This window comes from Mycobacterium sp. NPDC003449 (assembly GCF_053588415.1).
The window spans coordinates 1-18211 of the sequence record NZ_JBSFPX010000159.1 but is presented as its reverse complement, the minus strand read 5'-3'; the positions used below and the strand labels follow the sequence as shown (position 1 = coordinate 18211).

The following is an 18211-nucleotide window of genomic DNA, read 5'->3' as shown; positions in this document are numbered from 1 at the left end:
AACTCCGCACGCTGGGCATCGCTGACCGGCAACGCGGCAGCTGTCATAACAGGCATACTACAAACTACCCCACTAATTCACAGACATACCACTAGGCGTGGGGTTGTTCGGCGAAACGCCGGAGTCGATGGGTCCTCGACTCCGGGTACTGGCTGGGAAGGGTCGTGTCAGTGGCAGCACGGCGCGTCAGGCGTTGGCCAGTTCTCTTCCGCCACTACGCAAGATTTCGGTGGGCCGCCACCGCGGCGGGATCCGTTCAAGCCGCGGCGATGGTCAAGATGTGCGTTGCTGATGCGACTGCGGTATTTCGCGTTTCGACGTGTGTGCCTACGAGCGGGTCCGCCGCGCTCAGATAGACATGGCGGTGGACTGGCGGGTAGAAGTGTTATTCCCCAGGAGCACGCACCGGACGCCAGAGCCAAGGTCAACTTCGGCAAGATCTAGCCGGTGCTGCGCGGCGTGGAAATCAAGTGCCGGATGTTCATGTAATGGCTATACCGCTCTGGCAAGGCCGGACTACTTCGAGTCTACGAAGCATCCGGAAAGCACTCCCGGAGGGCCGTCGCGGACCTTCTCCACGAACAGCGGATGCTTAGACAGCTTCCACAAATCTTGTTTGTGCGAAGCTAATCCGAATGCCCGCCACACCCGCAGAACCGTTGACTGACTCAATCCGAGGTGCTCGGCCATCGACCGGGTCGACCAGTGTGTGGCGTCGGCTGGGGTGGTCTCCAACGTGGCGGCGATCAGTGCCTCGATCTGCTCATCGCCCACCACTCGCGGACGGCCCGGCTGCGGCTCATCTAGCAACCCGTTTCAGCGAAACTCCACGAATCTGTTTCCCCACCTGCGAATCGTGCTGCGGTCTAACGCTGGCCGCTCGGTCACCTCAACATTGGTGCCACCGTCAGCAGCGGCAAAGACAATCCGCGCGCGCAGCGCCATGCCCGCAGCACCGGTACGTCGGCGAGTCCACCCCCTCCAACTCGGTACGCTCATCATCGCTCAACACGATCTCAGCGGCCCGCGGCGAGAGCATCACTCATCCCCCACCAAGAGAGAGTGAATTGACTCAGGACACTAGGATCCACACCACTTGCGGACCGCTGCTGATCCCGATACAAACCGACCACCTGGTCCGATTGGCATTGGGATCGCAGACCGGATGAACTTGGTTGCATGACAGGTTCATGCTCGACGTTCCGCCTCTGCGCTCCCATAGCTCGGCGGTCGACAGGAGAGGCGAGGCGACCTCAGGGCTTGTTCGTATTGCCGGCGTCGACGGGCAGTTGGACGCCGGTGATGTATCGGCTCTCGTCCGACGCCAAAAAGAGGACCGCGTGGCTAATCTCCACCGGCTGCAGGCTTCCGACCGGAGCCCAAGGCGTGTCGGGCTCGGTATCCAAATCGGGCAGAACGTTCACAGCTCCCGCCATGGCCCTGTCGTCTGCGGCGAAGATTGGCGCCGCCAGTGCGAAGCCCCGGCGCCCCATTCCCTCGGTGTTGACCCCCGTGGGATGAACTGTATTCACGCGGATCCGATGTGGCCCGAGTTCATTGGCGAAGGCGCGCATAAGGCCCACAACGCCGTGCTTCGACGCGGTGTAGTGAGCGTACGGAAATTGACCTCTAATACCCGCTGCGCTGCTCGTCAAGATGATCGAACCACCGCGTTTGGCCTCGATCATCGCCGGTATTGCACAGACGAGCGTATTCCAAACACCGCGTAGGTTGGTCTCGACGACGAAGTCGAACTGCTCGTTCGTGACCTCCCAGGAATGGCGGGCAATCGTCCACGCTCCGGCGTTGGCGCACACGACGTCGATGCGACCGAATTCGTCGAGGCCGCCATCGACCGCGGCCTGCACCTCCGCGCGGTTCCGGACGTCGGCCGCCACGGTCAAACAGGCTCCCCCCGCCTTCTCTACCAGTTCGCGTGTGGTCTCGAGATCGTCAGCCATCGCGGGCGGGAACTGTGCCGGTGCGCCGTCCTCGAATGGCCGTGCTATGTCGAGCGCGATGATCTTCGCGCCCTCTTGCGCCAGTCGAACGGCATGGGCCCTTCCCTGGCCCATACCTGCTCCCGTGATCAACACCACTTTGTCGTCGAGACGTCCCATGTCCAACCCTTTCGGTTTTCATCGCCCTTGGCCCGACGAGAGGGACGATCCCCGCCCGCCGCAGTCAGGTGAATTCTGCTTGTAGCTGTCGAGTTCGCGCCAAGGCAAGCCTATTCAGGAACCAAATGTGGTGAGCGATCGCTCACTCATCTCGATGTCGAATCTAGAGTGACTACTACACCGTTGTCAATGATCAGGAGCATGCCGAGTGCACGGTGTCAGATCGCTTTGGTGCCTTGCGCTGTTGTGGCAGATGCTAGATTTGCGCATCTCGCGAGGGACACATTTCACCACCACCCCTCAGCGCGGAGCGAACGGCACAGTGAACGAGCGCTCAGCATCGGCCGTCGATTTGTCCCCGTTGGCGATCGTGAAGCCCTCATACCCCATCTCAACAACACGGGCGAGGATCCGCCGGTAAAGCGGGGCTCCGCCCATGTACAACAACAGTCTTGGCTTGTCGCGGCCAGCCAAGTTGGAGTTGTAGCCGGTGAACCATGACTTTGCATGCCCGACGAGATAGCGCCTGAGCATGTCCGCCATGTGCTCCTGCCACCACCGCGCTGCTTCTCTGGTCACCTCGATCCGGTTCGCACCCTTCTCGAAGGCATGCGCGATCAGCGCAGTGGCCCAATCGACGCCATCCTCGAGCCCGCGTGGGAAGTTCGACGCGCCGGAGCCGGCCTGCGGGCCGCCGATCATGATCAAGTTAGGAAAGTCAGGGGTCTGGAACCCGAGGTAGGTGACCGGGCCGTCATGCCAGGCGTCGGCGAGCTTGACGCCTCCTCGGCCTTTGATATCGATATTGTCGAACGACCCGGTCATCGCATCGAATCCCGTGGCGAATACGATGGCGTCTACGTCGTAGGTGGCGTCACCGGTGACGATCGCAGTTTCCGTGACGCGCTCAACGGGAGTGTGCAACAAATCAACGAGATGGACGTTCGGCCGGTTGTAAACCTCAAGGTATCCAGACTCCAAAACCAATCGCCGACTACCGAATTCGTGGTCATGCGGTATGAGCTTCTCGGCCACCTCCGGGTCGTCGATTCGTTCGCGGTACTTTCCCGCGATGAACTCACACAGCTCCTTGTTGACGGAAGGGTCGATCAGGACATCCGCGAAGTTGCTGTACAGAATCGCGAATCCCGGTTCGTAGTAGAGCTTCTCCCACAGAGCGCGCCGTTCCTCCGCTGACACTTCGTAGGATTTGCGACCATCGGGTGCGTGAAGAAAACCCGCTGGCGTCTGGCGGCACAGGTCGAAGATCTCCCGATACCGCGTCTTGAGATCTCTCCGCTCGGGAGCAGTGATGGGCCTGTTTTGAAGTGGCACACACCAGCTTGGATGGCGCTGGAAGACATACAGTTGCTCGACTTCTCGAGCCAGCTCAGTGATGATCTGAACACCGGTGGAACCGGTGCCGAACACCGCTACACGCTTGCCAGTCAGATCGCTGATATCACTCGGCCAGCGCGATGAGTGCCAGCAGCGCCCACCGAACTTTTCGAGGTCCTTAATCTCGGGGGTGACAGGGATGGAGAGCAACCCCACGGCCGTGACAAGTAGCCTGCCGGCAAAAACCTCGCCCGTGACAAGCCGCACAGACCAACTAGGATCTTCTTCGATGTACGTGGCCGCCTCTACAACCGAGCCGAAGCGAATGCTTGGCCGCAAATCGAACATCTCTGCCATCCTGCTGAGGTAGCGTTGCACCTCAGGTTGACCCGCGAACAGCTCGGTCCAGTCCCATTCTTGCACAAGGCGTTCGGAGAAGGAGTACGCATACGTGTAACTCTCCGAATCGAACCGCGCTCCTGGATAGCGATTCCAGTACCAGACACCACCGACGTCATCGCCGGCCTCCAGTAGTACGACGTTCAGCCCCAGCTCCCGTAGCCGGTGCAGTTGATAGAGACCGGCGAATCCGGCGCCTACGACGATGGCATCGTACATAGATTTCCAAGCCCCTATGTCGTTAATGAGTGAATAATTACTCACCAATCGTAGGTGTGATCGCTACTTGTCGTCAAACGTCCACGTACGCGCACTCGACGAGTAGTAGCGACGACGGTGCGGGATCGGCCACACGCCCTCTTGACTTCGCGAACTAAGTGAGTGATTATTCACTCGTTCGGGTTGCTGCATGGATCGGAGAGTGCATGGTGTCGGGTCCGCTCAAGGGCGTGCGAGTGGTTGACTCCTCCATCATCATGGCGGGACCGTTCGCGACGATGATCCTCGCCGAACAGGGTGCCGACGTAGTGAAGGTGGAGGGGCGCGACGGGGACCCCTCGCGCTGGCAAATGGGCCGTTCGGAGCACACCATCTTTCCGCTTGCGTTCAACACCAATCGCGCGAAGCGGTCCTTGGCTGTGAATCTGAAGCATCCCAAAGGCGTTGAAATCGTCCAACGGCTGGTCAGTGAGGCCGACGTATTCGTGGAAAACTTCCGGGCCGGAGTTGCCGACCGACTGGGCCTAGGATATGCCGAGTTGTCGAAGGTGAATTCGCGACTAATCTACGTGCGTGTCAACGGATTGGGAAGGCAGGGGGCAGGAAGCTCTCGGCGGGTTTATGATCCGGTAGCTCAGGCGCTGGCAGGTGTATGCGCGGTGCAACGCGATGAACAATCGCCTCGTTTGATGAAGACGTTGCTCGCCGACAAAATCACGCCAACCCTTCTCGCGCAGGCGATCACTGCTGCGCTCTATGAACGCGAAAAGTCCGGACAGGGACAATTTCTCGAACAGTCGATGTTGCATTCGGTGGTGTGGTGGATGTGGCCGGACATGATGGCGAACCGCACATACACTGCCGACGATGCCACAGTTTGCGAGTCGAATGTCTATGACCGCCAAGCCAGACCGATCTATGCGACCTCTGACGGTCACGTCCTGGCCGTGATGTACTCCGACCTTGAGTGGCGCGAACTCTGCCGTGGCCTCGGTAGAGGTGACCTCGCAGACGACGAACGCTTCGCGACCACAGACGCCAGGGCCGCCAACCGTATCGCGATGGAGTCGATCCTGACCGATGAATTCGCCAAAGGCTCCACGTCGGAGTGGAACCGACGGCTAAGTCAGACCGATGCCGCCTTCGCCGTGGTCAACACACCGGATACCTTGCTTCACGATCCGCAGATCCTCGCAAACGACGTATATACACAGTTCGACGACCCCGTTCTCGGTCAAGTGAGGGCGCCAACCCCTTTCGCACGGTTCGATCGGACACCGGCGGAGACCGCAGTCAGCCCGCAGATTGGGCAGCACAGTCGCGTCATCTTGCAAGAGCTTGGATACGCCCTGCGAGACATCAGCCAACTTCAACGCCTGGGAGTGATTGGATGAAGCGGCTCCCCTATTGACCCTATATTGACTGATCGGATGGACCCGACGCCTTCTGTCTGCGGTGTGCCCGCAGGCGAATGTGTGATGAAAGGCGCGATCTCGGCTGCACCGCCGCCGAGTAGTCAAGTCACACTGAGGAATATCTTTCCCGAAGGACCAGCTTCAGGATTTTGCCGTTGGCACTCAGCGGCATGTCGTCGACGAAGTCAACTGCCTTCGGCACCTTGTAACCGGCAAGGCCACGCCGGCAGACTTGCAGGATGTCCTCGCCCGAAAGCGACGACTTCGAGTTAAGCTCAACGATCGCTCTCACCTCCTCGCCCCAATGCTCGTGAGGGACTCCGATAACCGCCACCTGCGCGACTTCGGCCATCGTCTCTATGACCCGTTCGATCTCACGCGCATAGACATTAAAGCCGCCCGTGATGATCATGTCCTTGATGCGATCAACGACGCGCAGATATCCGTCGCCGTCAAACACTCCCACGTCACCTGTGTGGTGCCAGCCGCCTCGCTGCGTATCGTGTGTCAACGAATCATCTTGCCAATAACCGCGCATCACCGAATCCGCCCGCACACAGATCTCGCCGACGTGCCCCTGTTGCACCGGTGCGCCATCAGAATCTTCGAGACGCACTTCCACTCCAGGTTGCACCTTGCCGACCGTCTCCAGGATCTCTGGACGCCCTGTTATCGCAAGTTGGTGATCCCACGGCGTGAGCATCGTGACGTTCGGAGCTTCCGTCTGACCGAACCCCTGAAAGAACCCGCAGTCGAATCTTTCGATCGCCCGCCGCAGGAGCTGAACCGAGATCGGGGCCGCCCCCGTCAGGATCCACTTCAGTCGCGGATAGTTTCGATCGACGCCGCCTTCGACCTGTAAGCAAGAACTGATCATTGTTGGTACGAGAGATGTGGCTGCGGCGCCGCACTCGAGGGCCGTGAGCGTAGCCTTCGCATCGAACTTCTTCTCGAGTTGAATACAAGCGCCGTTATAGATGGCGTTCATGCACACGTACATTCCCGCTGCGAGGTTGGCAGGTAGGGACAAGTGCAACTGGTCGCCGGGGTCGAGGCGAATGCCCATCATCTGCCAGCGACTCCAGTTCGCAAGTGCCGCGGCGTGGGTGATCACAGCCCCTTTCGGGCGACCAGTCGTGCCACTCGTGTACACCTGAAACGCGTCGAAGTCCGCGTCGATCACCGGTAGGTCAGCGTCCGAATGGAAGACCCGGACCATCTCCTCGACAGGAACCGTGTTGTGGGGTCCGGAACCGCGAAGTACCAATGTAATTGGTTCGAGGTCGTGCAGATCGCCGTCATCGAGAACATCAGCCAGCGCGAGCACGACCCGCGCCCCGCTGTTGTGAATGATGTACCGGCGCTCCTCGGCCGCCAGCCGGGTGTTGACGGGTACCCAAGCGGCACCGGCGTATGCGGCCCCGAAATAACCAAGGAGAAGTTCGATGCTGTTGGTGGCTAGCACCGCGACCCTATCGCCGGGAATGACACCGCGCTCAACCAGGATTCGACCCAGCTGCCGAGCGTCGGCGCGCAATTCTTGGTAAGTGATCGTTCTCCGGTCATCGCGCGCGAGGTGCGCGTCGGGTGTCGCACGGGCCCAGTAGTCGAGTAGGTCCGAGACCAACACGTCGAATGCCTTTCGTCGATTACACGTGACTAGATGGAGAGCCAGTACCCGGAAGCGCAGCGCGCATGGGCTCGCGCGGGCATGGCGAGTGAAGTCTCGCTCGCTTTACGACCTCGTGTCAAGATTCGCCACGACCAGCGGTGGCGAGACGGCTTCGGTTGACGCAAGGAAGCTCCGCGTCTAGCGTGGCGATAGTGAGTGAGTAATTGCTCATCATTCAGCTGACCTCTCGCGACTGGATGGGCGCGGATGAGGTCAATGCCGAGCCGGACAGGAAGAGCATGTGACAACAACATTCGCGACCTGCTACGTTGAGTCAGACGGTGGAGTTGCGCGCCTTGTGCTGAACCGACCGTGCCGTCGCAACGCGGTTGACTCCGCCCTATTCGATGATCTTCAGAGGGCCCTCGATCTCATCGACCAAGACGACAGTGCTGTGGTCATCGTTAAGGGCAACGGAACCTCGTTCAGCATCGGACGCGACATCAAGGAGGCCGTCCCGAAGCCAGACGACGACGGTCGTCAGCCGCGTCAATGGCAGGACCACACTCGCGCGTCGGCTACTGCCCGGGATTTCACGCGCTTGTGGCAGCTATCCAAGCCGACGATCGCCCAAGTACACGGCTTCTGTATCGGCGAGGGTTGCGCACTGGCCATGCAGTGCGACCTGGTCTACTGTGCAACCGACGCGATCCTCGGACAGCCACAGGTGCATACAACCGGCATGACACCCGAATTCGCGAACTGGCCGCTGACCATCGGGTTACGAAATACCAAAGAGCTACTGTTCACCGGCGATGTCGTCGACGGCGCTGAGGCAGCCGAGATGGGCATGGTGAACCGAGCGCTCGATCCAACAGAGCTCGAGGCATACGTCGAGTGGGTTGCGACCCGAGTCGCTGCTGCGCCCAGAGGGATGGCCCCAGTCACCAAGCTCGCCGCCAACGAGGCAGCCGACGCCATGGGCTACAGGCAAATGCTCTCGGCGGCAGCGCATGCCTCGGTACTTCAACGGTCTCTGCCAGCGTGTCGCGCCGCCACCGATCGGCTACGCGAACTGCCTCAACCCGAACTGGCTCTCGGCCAACTGGATGACGACATCGCAACACTGCGGCCGCGACGCGGGCTCTGGAACGAACAGAGAGGAACCGAGGGCAAGAATGCCAACGCGCAGTAGGCAAGCGGATGCCGGCCTCGGTACGCCCCTTGACGGCCTTCGCGTCCTCGATCTCAGTCAGGCGATCTCGGGGCCGTTCATTGGCCGGATCTTTGCAGATCTCGGCGCAGACGTCGTGAAGGTCGAATGGTCCAACGGTGACACCACCAATCGATTCGGACCCAGAACTGGTGGTATCACCGGCTTGTTCACCCACATGAACGCTGGGAAGCGGGGCGTGGGCATCAACCGCGCGTCTCCCGGCGCAGCGGAGCTCCTCCTCGATTTGGCGGGTAGAGCCGACGTGGTCATCGAGAATTTCCGTCCAGGCGTGCTAGATCGCGCCGGTCTGGGTTACGCCGACATGGTCGCGATGAACCCAGCTCTGATAGTCATCTCTATCTCCGGTTTCGGTCGCAGCGGTCCGGACGCGCACCGTCCTGCCTATGCCCCGGTCATTCACGCCGAATCCGGGCTACTTGCCCGTTTTGCGCAAGCGGATGGCCGTCAGCCGAGCGATATTCCGTTCGCACTCGCCGACCAGGTGGCCGCATTGCACGGCGCGGTGGCAATATTGGCGGCTCTTCGACATCGCGAGTGCACCGGGACCGGACAACACATCGACATGAGCATGCTCGAGGCGATGGCGGCCACCGACGATCACATCTCCGACGCCATTGACGGCAGAACTGAGATCACCGAGTCACGCGGTCTGGTCTGGGCCGCACACGGCGGGCCAATCTTGGCATCGCTGGATGCAAAGGCCATGTGGCACCGGTTATCTCAGTACGCCGGCCTCGTCGATCCAACTCCAAAGGACGCCGATTTGGCGAGTAAGATCGCGGCGCGAAAGCAGCGAATAGCCGGATGGATCGCATCCTTCTCCGACCGGCATGCTCTAAAGCGCGAGATGGACCGCGCCGGAGTCCCATGGGGAGAACTGAGGTCAGCGTCGACCGTGTTCGAATCACCCTCTCTGAAGGCGCGCGGATGCACAACCGATGTAGACGACCACATCGGTGGAACGCGAAGCGTCATCCGAATGCCCTACCGCTTCTCGGCTGCGCGCTCTGACGTAGCCGGTGCGGCACCGACACGCGGACAACATAACCTGGAAGTGCTCTTCGATTGGTTGGAGTTGGGGCCGCTGGATGTCGCCAGCCTCATTGCAAAAGGAGTCCTGCAGCCTGCCGGAAACCCCACGAAACCGGTGACGACCGATGGTGTCGTCGGAAGTGCGTAACATTCGTGGTCCGCCGCTTTCGCTCCACAGCACCGCTATCCGCGAAAGGGCACGGTCGAGCGCCCTGCCCTTGGTGGCGGTTTGCCCTCGGTAGCCCCGACGGCGTATCAGACTAGCTAATACTCTCGACCAACTTCGCTCCTTGAGTTCAGATAGGGTGATCGAAATCGAATGAAGCACATACAGTTTGATGATTGCTATGTCGAGCTGAGCGGCGCGATAGCTCGAATCGTCCTCGATCGGCCCGATCGCCATAACGCCATCGGCCCGCGTATGGAAGCCGAGTTCCAGCAGTGCCTCGACATCGTCGAGGCTGACGGCGCATCTCGCGTGGTGGTGGTAAAGGGGAATGGGCGGTCATTCTGCTCGGGCTACGACTTGCGCGATCACGTCGTCGGCGTTGGCGGCTCGGCCCCCAAACGCCGAAGCCAGTGGGACGACCTGACATGGACGGACGCCACCGCACGCCGATACGAGCGATTGTGGCGACTCAGCAAGCCCACTATCGCGCAAGTGCACGGCTACTGCGTGGCGGGTGGCTGCATGGTCGCTTTGCAGTGCGACCTGGTCTACGTCGCCGACGACGCGATTATCGGTCAGCCACAGGCCCGTACGCTCGCGATGATGGCCGGCTTCGTCAACTGGCCGCTCACCATCGGCACCGGCGCGACCAAAGAACTGTTCATGACCGGCGACCTGATCGACGGAACGGAGGCGGCCGCGCTCGGCATGGTGAACAAAGCCCTGCCCGCCGCCGAACTGCAGGCGTACGTCGAATGGACCGCGGCGCGGATCGCCGCGATGCCGGAAGGCTCGTGTCAGATCGCTAAGCATGCCGTCAACGAGGTGGCCGACGCCATGGGCTATCAGGGCGTCAATGCTGCCGCCACTCACGGTGTTGTGCTACATCACTATCTGCCGGCAAACGCTCAGTTCAAGGAACAGGTACGCTCCGCGGGACGAGCGCGCGAGGCCGTCTCGGCGCGTGACGCCCAACATGGCGGGATGGTGCCGCGCCGACGGGTGTGGCAGTCGATGAGAGACGCACTCACGGACGGCGCTTGATTCCCGCCCTGTCACACGGTCGAGTTAGCATCGGTACGACCGCAACAGGTCGTCCGCCGCAGGCCGAGAAGAGTTCTGCCGCAGCGCTTCCGATATAACGCACTCGGCGACGCAGAACGACTATTCCCGCGGTTGTTAGAGCCGGTACGTTTTGGCGATGATGTCTCGTTGCATCTCGTTCGTCCCGCCGTATACCGAAGACGCAAGGCTTTCGCGCACCATGCCCTCCATTTCGTATTCGGTGGCGTAGCCGTAGCCGCCCATCATTTGCATGCCGCCCAAGGTCACCTGCTTGACGACCTCCGTGACCTTTAACTTCGCCATGGAAGAATCGCGAGCAGCCGTCGCGATGGACGACGGATCAGAGTCGATTGCCTGTGCAACCTCGTACGTTAACAGCTCGGCGCACCTTATCTCCGTGGCCAGATCGGCGATCCGGTGCTGGATAACTTGATTCCCAGATATGGGGCGTCCAAATTGATTTCGCCCGCGAATGTAGTTCAGGGTGTAGTCGAAGCTCCGTTTCGCCAGCCCGAGCATGACCGCTGCCAGATGCAGGCGCTCGCCGTTCAGGCCGGACATTAGCTGTTTCCAAGCTCGCCCCGGCTCGCCCACCACTGCTTCGTCGGACACGAAGCAGTCGGCAAAGTAGACGTCGTTCGTATCGTTACCCAGCAGCGTCGGTAGAGGTTTGACCTGAACGCCTTCCGCGTCGGTCGGGACAAGCAACATAGTGAATCCGTCATGCGACCCCGCAGGATCCCCGGTACGCGCGATGACCAAGATGTACGCCGCGAAGTGTGCGTTTGAGATGAAGGTTTTGTGCCCGTTCACCAGGTATCCACCATCTACCTTCTTCGCCTGAGTGCGGATGCCCGTCAGATCGGATCCGGCATCGGGTTCGGTCATCGCAATGGCGCACACCTGGCCCTGACAAATACCGGCCAAGATTCGCTTCTTTTGCTCATCGGTGCCGAACCTGGCGACTGGGCCAGCGACGATCGCGCTGGTGCCAAAGCCCGAGACGGGCAACGCGCCCTTCGATGTCTGCTCGAAGAAGATGCACCGGTCGACCAATCCGCCGCCGGAGCCACCGAACGCTTCGTCGATACCCACCCCTAGCCAGCCCATACTGGCCAACTCCGCATAGATCTCGTCATTGTGCTTGTCGACGCCGCCGTTAGTCAGACTTCGCAGCCGCTGCGAATCGCCGACACGCTGCTTGCAAAACGTCGCAATCAAATGAGCGAAGTCAATCTGAGTCTCGGTGAACCTCATCGATACGTCTCCTAAGAACAGTTTGTTGCGCGAGAAGTCACGCCTGGCGGCGGCGCTTCGCCGAATCGGAACAGGCGGATTTCTTAGATACCGGTCCGCGAAGCGGCACGTTACTACGATAACCAATCGGCGTTGGTTTTTCTTCTCGAATGCTGACTGAAACCGGGACAGCGACGGAGATCACAGACGGTCGCACGGTCCATCAGTGACTACACGCACCGGGCCCAAAGTTCCGGTCCACGCTCAGTCTGTAACTCAACGAACGCTCTGAGTGCGTAACCGAACGTCGTTTAATAGCATGGTGTAGGTTCTATGCCGACAAGACGGAGGGATGTACGCATGGCGCGACCGAAAGTTCCGCTGATTTCGAAGCGCAAGGCGCTGGAGACGGCGTTGAAAATTATCGACACAGAGGGGATAGCTGCGCTCAGCATTCGCCGTCTTGCTGTCGAACTTGACGTAAATGGGGCGTCGCTCTACTACCACTTTCGGAACAAAGAAGAAATCGTCGTAGGTGCAGCACGACTCGCCCTCGCGGACGTTCACACACCGGCGACCGGGGACCAACCGTGGCGCGTGTGGATACTGCGTAACTGCCGTGCGTTACGCAAAGCTCTCATCGAGCACCCCGATAGCGTGCCTGTCATGCTGCGAATGGGCGCCCTACAGATAAACCGTGATCAGGTCGCGAAAACGGTCGACCTGCTGCAGAAGGAGGGCGTGCCTATCGGCGCGATAGTGCCCATGATGGAGGCCCTAGAACTCTACGCCGTGGCAAACGCCTTGCAGACGGGTTCGGCAACCGCTGACATGGCCCTGATCGAGCACGAATCGGTGCCCCCCAACGTGCGTGCGGCATATGCAAATCGAGCGCTTTCGTCCGATGAGGTCTTCGACAAGGTATGTGGCCACATCATAGATACCATTGTCTCTATCGCGGCCGAGCGTGCCACCTCGATCCCGGTCGATGCGCCTGACGCCGAACTAGCTAAGCCGTTGTCACGCAAGCGGTCACCGGCAAAGTCCCAGGCGGCGGTTGTCGCCGGCCGCGCGGGCACCACAGCGAAAGCCAAGAAGGTAGCAAAGGGGCGGAGCTCACGCCGAGCTGTCTAGCTGTGCGCCTTCGGAGCGCTCTCGTTCTTGACGATCTCATTGCCACCCAGTGGCTTACTGCCGCGTGTTAGTCACGAGCAAAGTGATTGATGACCGTCGGCCGAACGAGACTCCTATCTAGCGGATTTCTCCAGGATGTGGATACCACAGGCCGAGCCCAGACCAATGACGTGCGCCAATCCTACCGATGCACCCTCAATCTGGCGATCACCCGCCTCGCCGCGCAAGTGCTGGGCGATCTCGAAGACATTCGCGATACCAGTCGCCCCGATCGGATGTCCCTTGGACTGCAGACCACCCGAGACGTTGACTGGGAGGCGACCGTCTCGCCACGGCGCTCCGGATTCGAAGAAGTCCACCGCACCGCCGCGCTCGCACAACATGAGATTGTCGTAGTGCACCAATTCCGCAGTGGCAAAACAGTCGTGTAATTCGACGAGATCCAGGTCGTGCGGTGCGACGCCGGCCTGCTCATAGGCGATACGAGCTGCGTTGCGCGTCAGCGTGTTGACATCGGGCAGCACCTGGCACGCTTCCTCGTAAGGATCACTAGTCAATACCGATGCCGAGACCTTGACCGCCCTCCGACGCTGTTCCGGATCCAGCGTCGACAGACGCCTACCGCTGACGACCACTGCGGCAGCTGCGCCGTCTGCGTTCGCCGAGCACATCGGCCGGGTATTCGGATAGGCGATCATCGCGTCGTTCAGAATCTCCTCAAGACTGAGTCGACGCCGGTACGCGGCTAGCGGATTCAGCGTCGAGTGTGCGTGGTTTTTCTCCGATATACGCGCAAACAACTCTCGACTCGTAACTCCGCAACGGGTTTCGTAATCGAGACCGATCTGCGCGAACACGCCGGGCATCGTCTCGGTGCCGACTAGGCCGTCGAGCGGTGCCACCGCGCCGTACCGGCCCTGCGGAATCCACTCCCTCGCGACACCGGCAGACGTTGAGCCGGCCAGCAAGCCGGCACCTGCGAGCTTCTCGACGCCTACGGCGAGTCCAAGATCCGCCTCGCCAGCCTTGACTGCCATGATGACCGTCCGCAAGGCAGTGGCCCCGGTCGCGCAAGCATTGGCCACGTTATACACCGGGATGCCGGTCTGACCGATCTGCTTCTGCAATTGCTGGCCTAGCCCCTGCTGTGCGTAGACAAGATTGCCGCAGGCGAGGATTCCGATGTCGGACACCTCGATACTCGCATCGCCGAGGGCGCTCATTGCCGCCTCGGAGGCCAAATCCATCAGGTCGAGCTGCTTGTGCTTCCCGAACATCGTCATCGACACTCCGAGTATCCAGATGTCGTCGTTGCTCATTCGGAACTCCCTATCGTGTCAGGTTCGAAGCCGAAACCCACAGCCTCGCGGCCCGCATCATCCAACCCCAAAGACATAGTGACGAGTCGTACCGGCATATGTACACGGACGTGTTCCGCGTCGGGCGGAACATTTACGACATTGGCTCGCACGCTAGTACCACCACAGTCGATCACGGCAGCTACAAAGGGCACAGTTATTCCTGGGGCGGCCGCGTGCACGATGGTGAAAGTGCGCACCGACCCCGACCGGGGCAATGGCACACGATGGAACCGGCGCTGGAAGCATCGAGCGCAGGCATTCCTGCGATCGAAATACCGAGCGCCGCACCCATCACATTCGCGCGCAACAAGGTACGAATCGGTCTCGTCGACCACCAGATAGTCGACGAGCGGGATCCGCGGTGCCGCCGATTCGCCCGCGACGCTCGACGAAATCATAGTCGCCTAGCGCGGATCACGAGCCGACCACGGGCTCGCCGGTGGATACATCGGCCTCACCCTTCAAGGTCACTGTGCCGTCAGCCAGCCGGACCTCTAAACCGACGGTGGCGACTCGCTCACCGTTCGCGTCTGCGACTTTGGTGACGATGCCTGTGCAGACCGGCGTTGCACCAACCGGTGTGATGGAAACGAAACGTGCTCTCAGCGAACGGATTTGATCTTGCGGAACCCATTGAGTTACGAGTCGTCCCAGGTACGCCATCGATAGCATGCCGTGCGCGAAGACGTCACCCATGCCGGCGCTACGCGCATAGTCAACGTCGATGTGAATGGGATTGTGGTCGCCCGAGCCGCCCGCAAATAGCGCCAGAGTTGTCCTGCTGATCGCGCCTAATCGCAACTCCGGCAACATCGTTCCGGTTTCGAACTCGAGATCGACGGTCATTTGCCCTCCTGTGGATTGGTGAAGACCAGCAGTGACTGCAGATCGGCGACAGCTCCGTCGTCGTCGGTGACCGTGGTTCGGACGACGACAAATTCCAGGGCGCCGGACTTCTTCTGATAGACCTCGCCAATCCGCGGGCTCAGTTGCAGTGTCTGTCCGGCGAACGTCATCCGGTGGTAACGGAATTTTTGTTCACCATGCAGCAGACGCCTCAGGTCAGCTCCGGCACCGACAAGCGCCCGCATCAGGTCGTCCCCTCCACTGGCATGGCTGGTCAAAAACGTGGGCGGCACGACAATATCGGGATAGCCAGCTTTCCTTGCCGCAGCGGCGTCGAAGTATATTGGGTTGTCCTCGCCGATCGCTTTGGCAAACAACCGAATTGGTCCGCGTTCGACATCTAGTGTGGTGGCCGGCAGTGTCGTTCCTGTGATCGCTGGGTCGATCATCGTCAGTGCAATTCCTCTCGTTGAAACGGAGCGTGATTTGGTTGCAACGGCAATCACAACTCGAAGGCCGCCTTGGCGCTGTCGGGCACGGTGAATCCTGTTTGGTCCAAGATTCGGTCGAGGTTCGCCGCAACGTCTTCGACGGTCAGATCCTCCGCACTGAAGCCCCTTGTCTCGGCGATGAAGACGGACTTCACCTGTCCGCCATACGCGCTCAACACCCTGCCCGACAGCCTGCACGACTCGTGCGCCAGGTAGGCCACCACAGGTGCAACTTGTTCCGGGCTGAGCCGACTCATCGCCTCACTCATCAATCCCTCTGTCAGACGACTGATGGAAACGGGCGCGATTACATTGGCCTTGATGTCGTGCTTCGACCCCTCGGCCGCGATCGACCTTGTCATGCCGACCAAGCCCATCTTGGCGGAGGAGTAGTTGACCTGACCGAAATTGCCGTAGAGCCCCGCTGCGGACGTGGTGTTGACGATCCGGCCGTGCCCGTTTTCCCTCATGTGAGCGAACGCCGGTTGAGACACGCAGAAAGCGCCGCGCAAGTGCACCGAGACTACCGAATCGAAGCTGTCCTGAGTCATCTTATGAAGCGTGCCGTCGCGGAGAATACCGGCGTTGTTGATGAGGACGTCTAAGCTGCCGAACGTGTCCAACGCTTTCTGAACGACCGCCCTGCCGCCGTTGGGAGTGGAGATATCACTGTGATCGGCGACCGCCGTGCCACCGGACCGCGTGATCTCTGCCGCCACTACTTCGGCCGCCGAAGCGGCACCCAGGTTTTCATCGGCTGCGACGCCGATGTCGTTGACAACCACACGAGCGCCGCGTGCAGCTAGCAGGTGCGCGTAAGCACGACCCAAGCCGTTGCCTGCGCCAGTGATGACTACCACCCGGTCGTGAAAATGCAACTTGCTCATGGTCCTAACTCCGATCAGTCATGAAGTGGGATGAAAGTAGACGTCAGGTGGGGCCGCCCGAACTGTGGTCGGACTCGCGGAGTTGGCGCCGCAGCAGTTTCCCGGTCTCGGTTCTCGGCAGGCTCTTGACGAACCGGATCTCGCGCGGGCACTTGACGTTGGACAGCGACGAGCGGCAGTGCTCAGTGAGTTCGGCGACCAAGTCCGGACCGCCGACCGTCGGTTCGACGAGCTGGACAATTGCTGTCACGCGTTGCCCGAGATCATCGTCAGGCTGTCCGATGACAGCAACATCGGCCACGGCGACATGCGTGGCCAGGACATCCTCTACCTCGCGTGGGTAGACGTTGACGCCGCCCGTGATGATTAAGTCTGTCCGGCGGTCCACGATATAGAGGAATCCGTCTTTGTCTAGGCGGCCGACATCGCCGAAAGTGCCCCAGCCGCGGTCGTTGTAGGCTGAGCCGACGCCGTCCGGGTTGCCGATATACTCGAAACGTCGGGGACTTTCGAAAAATATGTTGCCCTCGGAACCGGTGGGTTGCTCGTTGCCATCGTCGTCGAGGATCCGCAAAGGGCCGAGTAGCGAACGCCCGACGGTGCCGGGATGACTCAACCAATCCTCAGGGCTGCAGTAGACAACACCCAAGCCTTCGGTACCTGAGTAGTACTCGTGAATGATCGGACCGAACCAATCGAACATCGCTCGTTTCACCGACTCTCGGCATGGCGCCGCAGCCTGGATCACACATTCGAGTGAAGTCACGTCGGCCGCCTTCCGACTTGATACAGGCAACGCCAGTAGGCGTGTGAACATCGTCGGCACCATCTGCGTGTGCGTGACCCGGTAGCGTCGTATCTGCTCCAGAATGCCTTCGGCGTCGAACTTTCGCATGACGACGACCGTCGCCCCGATCTGGCCGACCGCGAGGACATAGTTCAATGGGGCGGCGTGGTACAGCGGTGCCGGCGAGAGGTAGACGCTGGACGGGGTGAACCCGAGGAGATAGCCGAGCAGAGCGACCACCGGCGACGGGTTGGTACCGAGAGCACCCTCGGATACCGTTGGCTTGATGCCCTTTGGCTTGCCCGTCGTCCCGGAGGAATAGAACAGCACCGAGCCCTCCACTGTCGGCACCAGCGCGGAGGGCTGATCGGAGATCTCGGCTGGCAGTCCATCTGTGAGGTCCACTTCAACGATGCGGACGCCGCCCTGCGCGGACGCCAGCTTCACGCGGATCTCCGGCGCCAACGTCGTCGAAAGCACGAGAACACTTGCCCCGGAGTTGCGAACGACGTATTCGATTTCGCTTTCCTTCAACGTGGTGTTGATAGGTGCGTAGACCAGCCCTGCGTAGTGAGCTCCCCAGAGCAGCTCGACGTACTCGACGCAGTTCTCCACACATAGCGCTACTGTGTCGCCGCACTCCAACCCCAGTGCCCTGAAGTACCTGGCGATTCTCCACGCGTCGAGGTCGAGTTCGCTGTAGCTGACGGATCTGCCCGTCGTGCCGTCAATCAACGCCACAGCGTCCGGTCGCACAGCCGCGTGATGTCCGGGGTAGTGCTCGCCGAAGCTGATCATCAACTTGCGCTCCGATCCGTTGTCATGGGTCTTGTTATCGGTAGTGATTATTCGGTTACAGAACA

The 18211-nt window shown here is 60.6% G+C and carries 15 protein-coding genes and 1 pseudogene; 5 read left to right on the top strand and 11 right to left on the bottom strand.

Going from position 1 to position 18211, the window contains the following annotated elements:
- Positions 1 to 561: 561 nt before the first annotated feature.
- From ACWDTP_RS29415 to ACWDTP_RS29405, 3 genes and pseudogenes are all read right to left on the bottom strand, one after another.
- A pseudogene (locus ACWDTP_RS29415) lies at positions 562 to 1039 on the bottom strand (helix-turn-helix domain-containing protein); the annotation flags it as partial.
- 214 nt (positions 1040 to 1253) lie between these two features.
- Positions 1254 to 2120: a mycofactocin-coupled SDR family oxidoreductase gene (locus tag ACWDTP_RS29410; RefSeq protein ID WP_450026440.1), complete on the bottom strand. Its 867-nt coding sequence runs from the start codon at positions 2118 to 2120 to the stop codon at positions 1254 to 1256.
- Positions 2121 to 2420: 300 nt separating this feature from the next.
- Complete coding sequence (locus ACWDTP_RS29405) at positions 2421 to 4076, bottom strand: flavin-containing monooxygenase (protein ID WP_450026438.1); 1656 nt, start codon at positions 4074 to 4076, stop codon at positions 2421 to 2423.
- A gap of 206 nt (positions 4077 to 4282) precedes the next feature.
- On the opposite strand from ACWDTP_RS29405, the gene ACWDTP_RS29400 reads away from it, so the two are divergent.
- Positions 4283 to 5470: a CaiB/BaiF CoA transferase family protein gene (locus ACWDTP_RS29400; protein ID WP_450026436.1), complete on the top strand. Its 1188-nt coding sequence runs from the start codon at positions 4283 to 4285 to the stop codon at positions 5468 to 5470.
- A 127-nt stretch (positions 5471 to 5597) separates the two neighbouring features.
- On the opposite strand, the gene ACWDTP_RS29395 is transcribed toward ACWDTP_RS29400, so the two are convergent.
- Positions 5598 to 7121: a class I adenylate-forming enzyme family protein gene (locus ACWDTP_RS29395; protein ID WP_450026434.1), complete on the bottom strand. Its 1524-nt coding sequence runs from the start codon at positions 7119 to 7121 to the stop codon at positions 5598 to 5600.
- 283 nt (positions 7122 to 7404) lie between these two features.
- Between ACWDTP_RS29395 and ACWDTP_RS29390 the strand changes: the two genes are divergently transcribed.
- From ACWDTP_RS29390 to ACWDTP_RS29380, 3 genes are all read left to right on the top strand, one after another.
- Entirely contained in the window at positions 7405 to 8298 is an 894-nt protein-coding gene (locus tag ACWDTP_RS29390; RefSeq protein ID WP_450026432.1) for an enoyl-CoA hydratase/isomerase family protein, read from the top strand.
- Positions 8282 to 9520 (top strand): CaiB/BaiF CoA transferase family protein, encoded by a 1239-nt coding sequence (locus ACWDTP_RS29385; RefSeq protein ID WP_450026430.1) that lies wholly within the window; start codon positions 8282 to 8284, stop codon positions 9518 to 9520. The genes ACWDTP_RS29390 and ACWDTP_RS29385 overlap by 17 nt, the downstream gene beginning before the upstream one ends.
- A gap of 171 nt (positions 9521 to 9691) precedes the next feature.
- On the top strand, positions 9692 to 10585 hold the full coding sequence (locus tag ACWDTP_RS29380) for an enoyl-CoA hydratase-related protein (protein ID WP_450026428.1): 894 nt from the start codon (positions 9692 to 9694) through the stop codon (positions 10583 to 10585).
- A 135-nt stretch (positions 10586 to 10720) separates the two neighbouring features.
- On the opposite strand, the gene ACWDTP_RS29375 is transcribed toward ACWDTP_RS29380, so the two are convergent.
- The gene (locus ACWDTP_RS29375; RefSeq protein ID WP_450026426.1) at positions 10721 to 11863 is read right to left on the bottom strand and encodes an acyl-CoA dehydrogenase family protein; all 1143 of its coding nucleotides are present in this window, start codon (positions 11861 to 11863) and stop codon (positions 10721 to 10723) included.
- 339 nt (positions 11864 to 12202) lie between these two features.
- On the opposite strand from ACWDTP_RS29375, the gene ACWDTP_RS29370 reads away from it, so the two are divergent.
- Positions 12203 to 12976 carry a TetR/AcrR family transcriptional regulator gene (locus tag ACWDTP_RS29370; protein ID WP_450026424.1) on the top strand — a complete coding sequence of 258 codons (774 nt, stop codon included), beginning with the start codon at positions 12203 to 12205 and terminating at the stop codon, positions 12974 to 12976.
- 113 nt (positions 12977 to 13089) lie between these two features.
- On the opposite strand, the gene ACWDTP_RS29365 is transcribed toward ACWDTP_RS29370, so the two are convergent.
- The 6 genes from ACWDTP_RS29365 to ACWDTP_RS29340 all read right to left on the bottom strand — a co-directional run.
- Entirely contained in the window at positions 13090 to 14295 is a 1206-nt protein-coding gene (locus ACWDTP_RS29365) for a thiolase family protein (protein WP_450026422.1), read from the bottom strand.
- Complete coding sequence (locus ACWDTP_RS29360; protein ID WP_450026420.1) at positions 14292 to 14735, bottom strand: Zn-ribbon domain-containing OB-fold protein; 444 nt, start codon at positions 14733 to 14735, stop codon at positions 14292 to 14294. The genes ACWDTP_RS29365 and ACWDTP_RS29360 overlap by 4 nt, the downstream gene beginning before the upstream one ends.
- 16 nt (positions 14736 to 14751) lie before the next feature.
- Positions 14752 to 15183: a MaoC/PaaZ C-terminal domain-containing protein gene (locus ACWDTP_RS29355; protein ID WP_450026418.1), complete on the bottom strand. Its 432-nt coding sequence runs from the start codon at positions 15181 to 15183 to the stop codon at positions 14752 to 14754.
- Positions 15180 to 15632, bottom strand: a complete 453-nt coding sequence (locus tag ACWDTP_RS29350; protein WP_450026416.1) for a MaoC family dehydratase N-terminal domain-containing protein — start codon at positions 15630 to 15632, stop codon at positions 15180 to 15182. Before ACWDTP_RS29350 ends, ACWDTP_RS29355 begins: the two co-directional genes overlap by 4 nt.
- 53 nt (positions 15633 to 15685) lie before the next feature.
- Entirely contained in the window at positions 15686 to 16561 is an 876-nt protein-coding gene (locus ACWDTP_RS29345; protein ID WP_450026414.1) for an SDR family NAD(P)-dependent oxidoreductase, read from the bottom strand.
- A 43-nt stretch (positions 16562 to 16604) separates the two neighbouring features.
- Positions 16605 to 18211: AMP-binding protein (locus tag ACWDTP_RS29340; protein ID WP_450026412.1), on the bottom strand; the 1607-nt coding region annotated here is incomplete at its 5' end.

Excerpts from the sequence above, each read along its gene's own strand:
- ACWDTP_RS29410 (WP_450026440.1), bottom strand. The coding sequence starts at position 2,120 with ATGGGACGTCTCGACGACAAAGTGGTGTTGATCACGGGAGCAGGTATG.
- ACWDTP_RS29405 (WP_450026438.1), bottom strand. The coding sequence starts at position 4,076 with ATGTACGATGCCATCGTCGTAGGCGCCGGATTCGCCGGTCTCTATCAA.
- ACWDTP_RS29400 (WP_450026436.1), top strand. The coding sequence starts at position 4,283 with ATGGTGTCGGGTCCGCTCAAGGGCGTGCGAGTGGTTGACTCCTCCATC.
- ACWDTP_RS29385 (WP_450026430.1), top strand. The coding sequence starts at position 8,282 with ATGCCAACGCGCAGTAGGCAAGCGGATGCCGGCCTCGGTACGCCCCTT.
- ACWDTP_RS29380 (WP_450026428.1), top strand. The coding sequence starts at position 9,692 with ATGAAGCACATACAGTTTGATGATTGCTATGTCGAGCTGAGCGGCGCG.
- ACWDTP_RS29375 (WP_450026426.1), bottom strand. The coding sequence starts at position 11,863 with ATGAGGTTCACCGAGACTCAGATTGACTTCGCTCATTTGATTGCGACG.
- ACWDTP_RS29370 (WP_450026424.1), top strand. The coding sequence starts at position 12,203 with ATGGCGCGACCGAAAGTTCCGCTGATTTCGAAGCGCAAGGCGCTGGAG.
- ACWDTP_RS29365 (WP_450026422.1), bottom strand. The coding sequence starts at position 14,295 with ATGAGCAACGACGACATCTGGATACTCGGAGTGTCGATGACGATGTTC.
- ACWDTP_RS29360 (WP_450026420.1), bottom strand. The coding sequence starts at position 14,735 with ATGATTTCGTCGAGCGTCGCGGGCGAATCGGCGGCACCGCGGATCCCG.
- ACWDTP_RS29355 (WP_450026418.1), bottom strand. The coding sequence starts at position 15,183 with ATGACCGTCGATCTCGAGTTCGAAACCGGAACGATGTTGCCGGAGTTG.
- ACWDTP_RS29350 (WP_450026416.1), bottom strand. The coding sequence starts at position 15,632 with ATGATCGACCCAGCGATCACAGGAACGACACTGCCGGCCACCACACTA.
- ACWDTP_RS29345 (WP_450026414.1), bottom strand. The coding sequence starts at position 16,561 with ATGAGCAAGTTGCATTTTCACGACCGGGTGGTAGTCATCACTGGCGCA.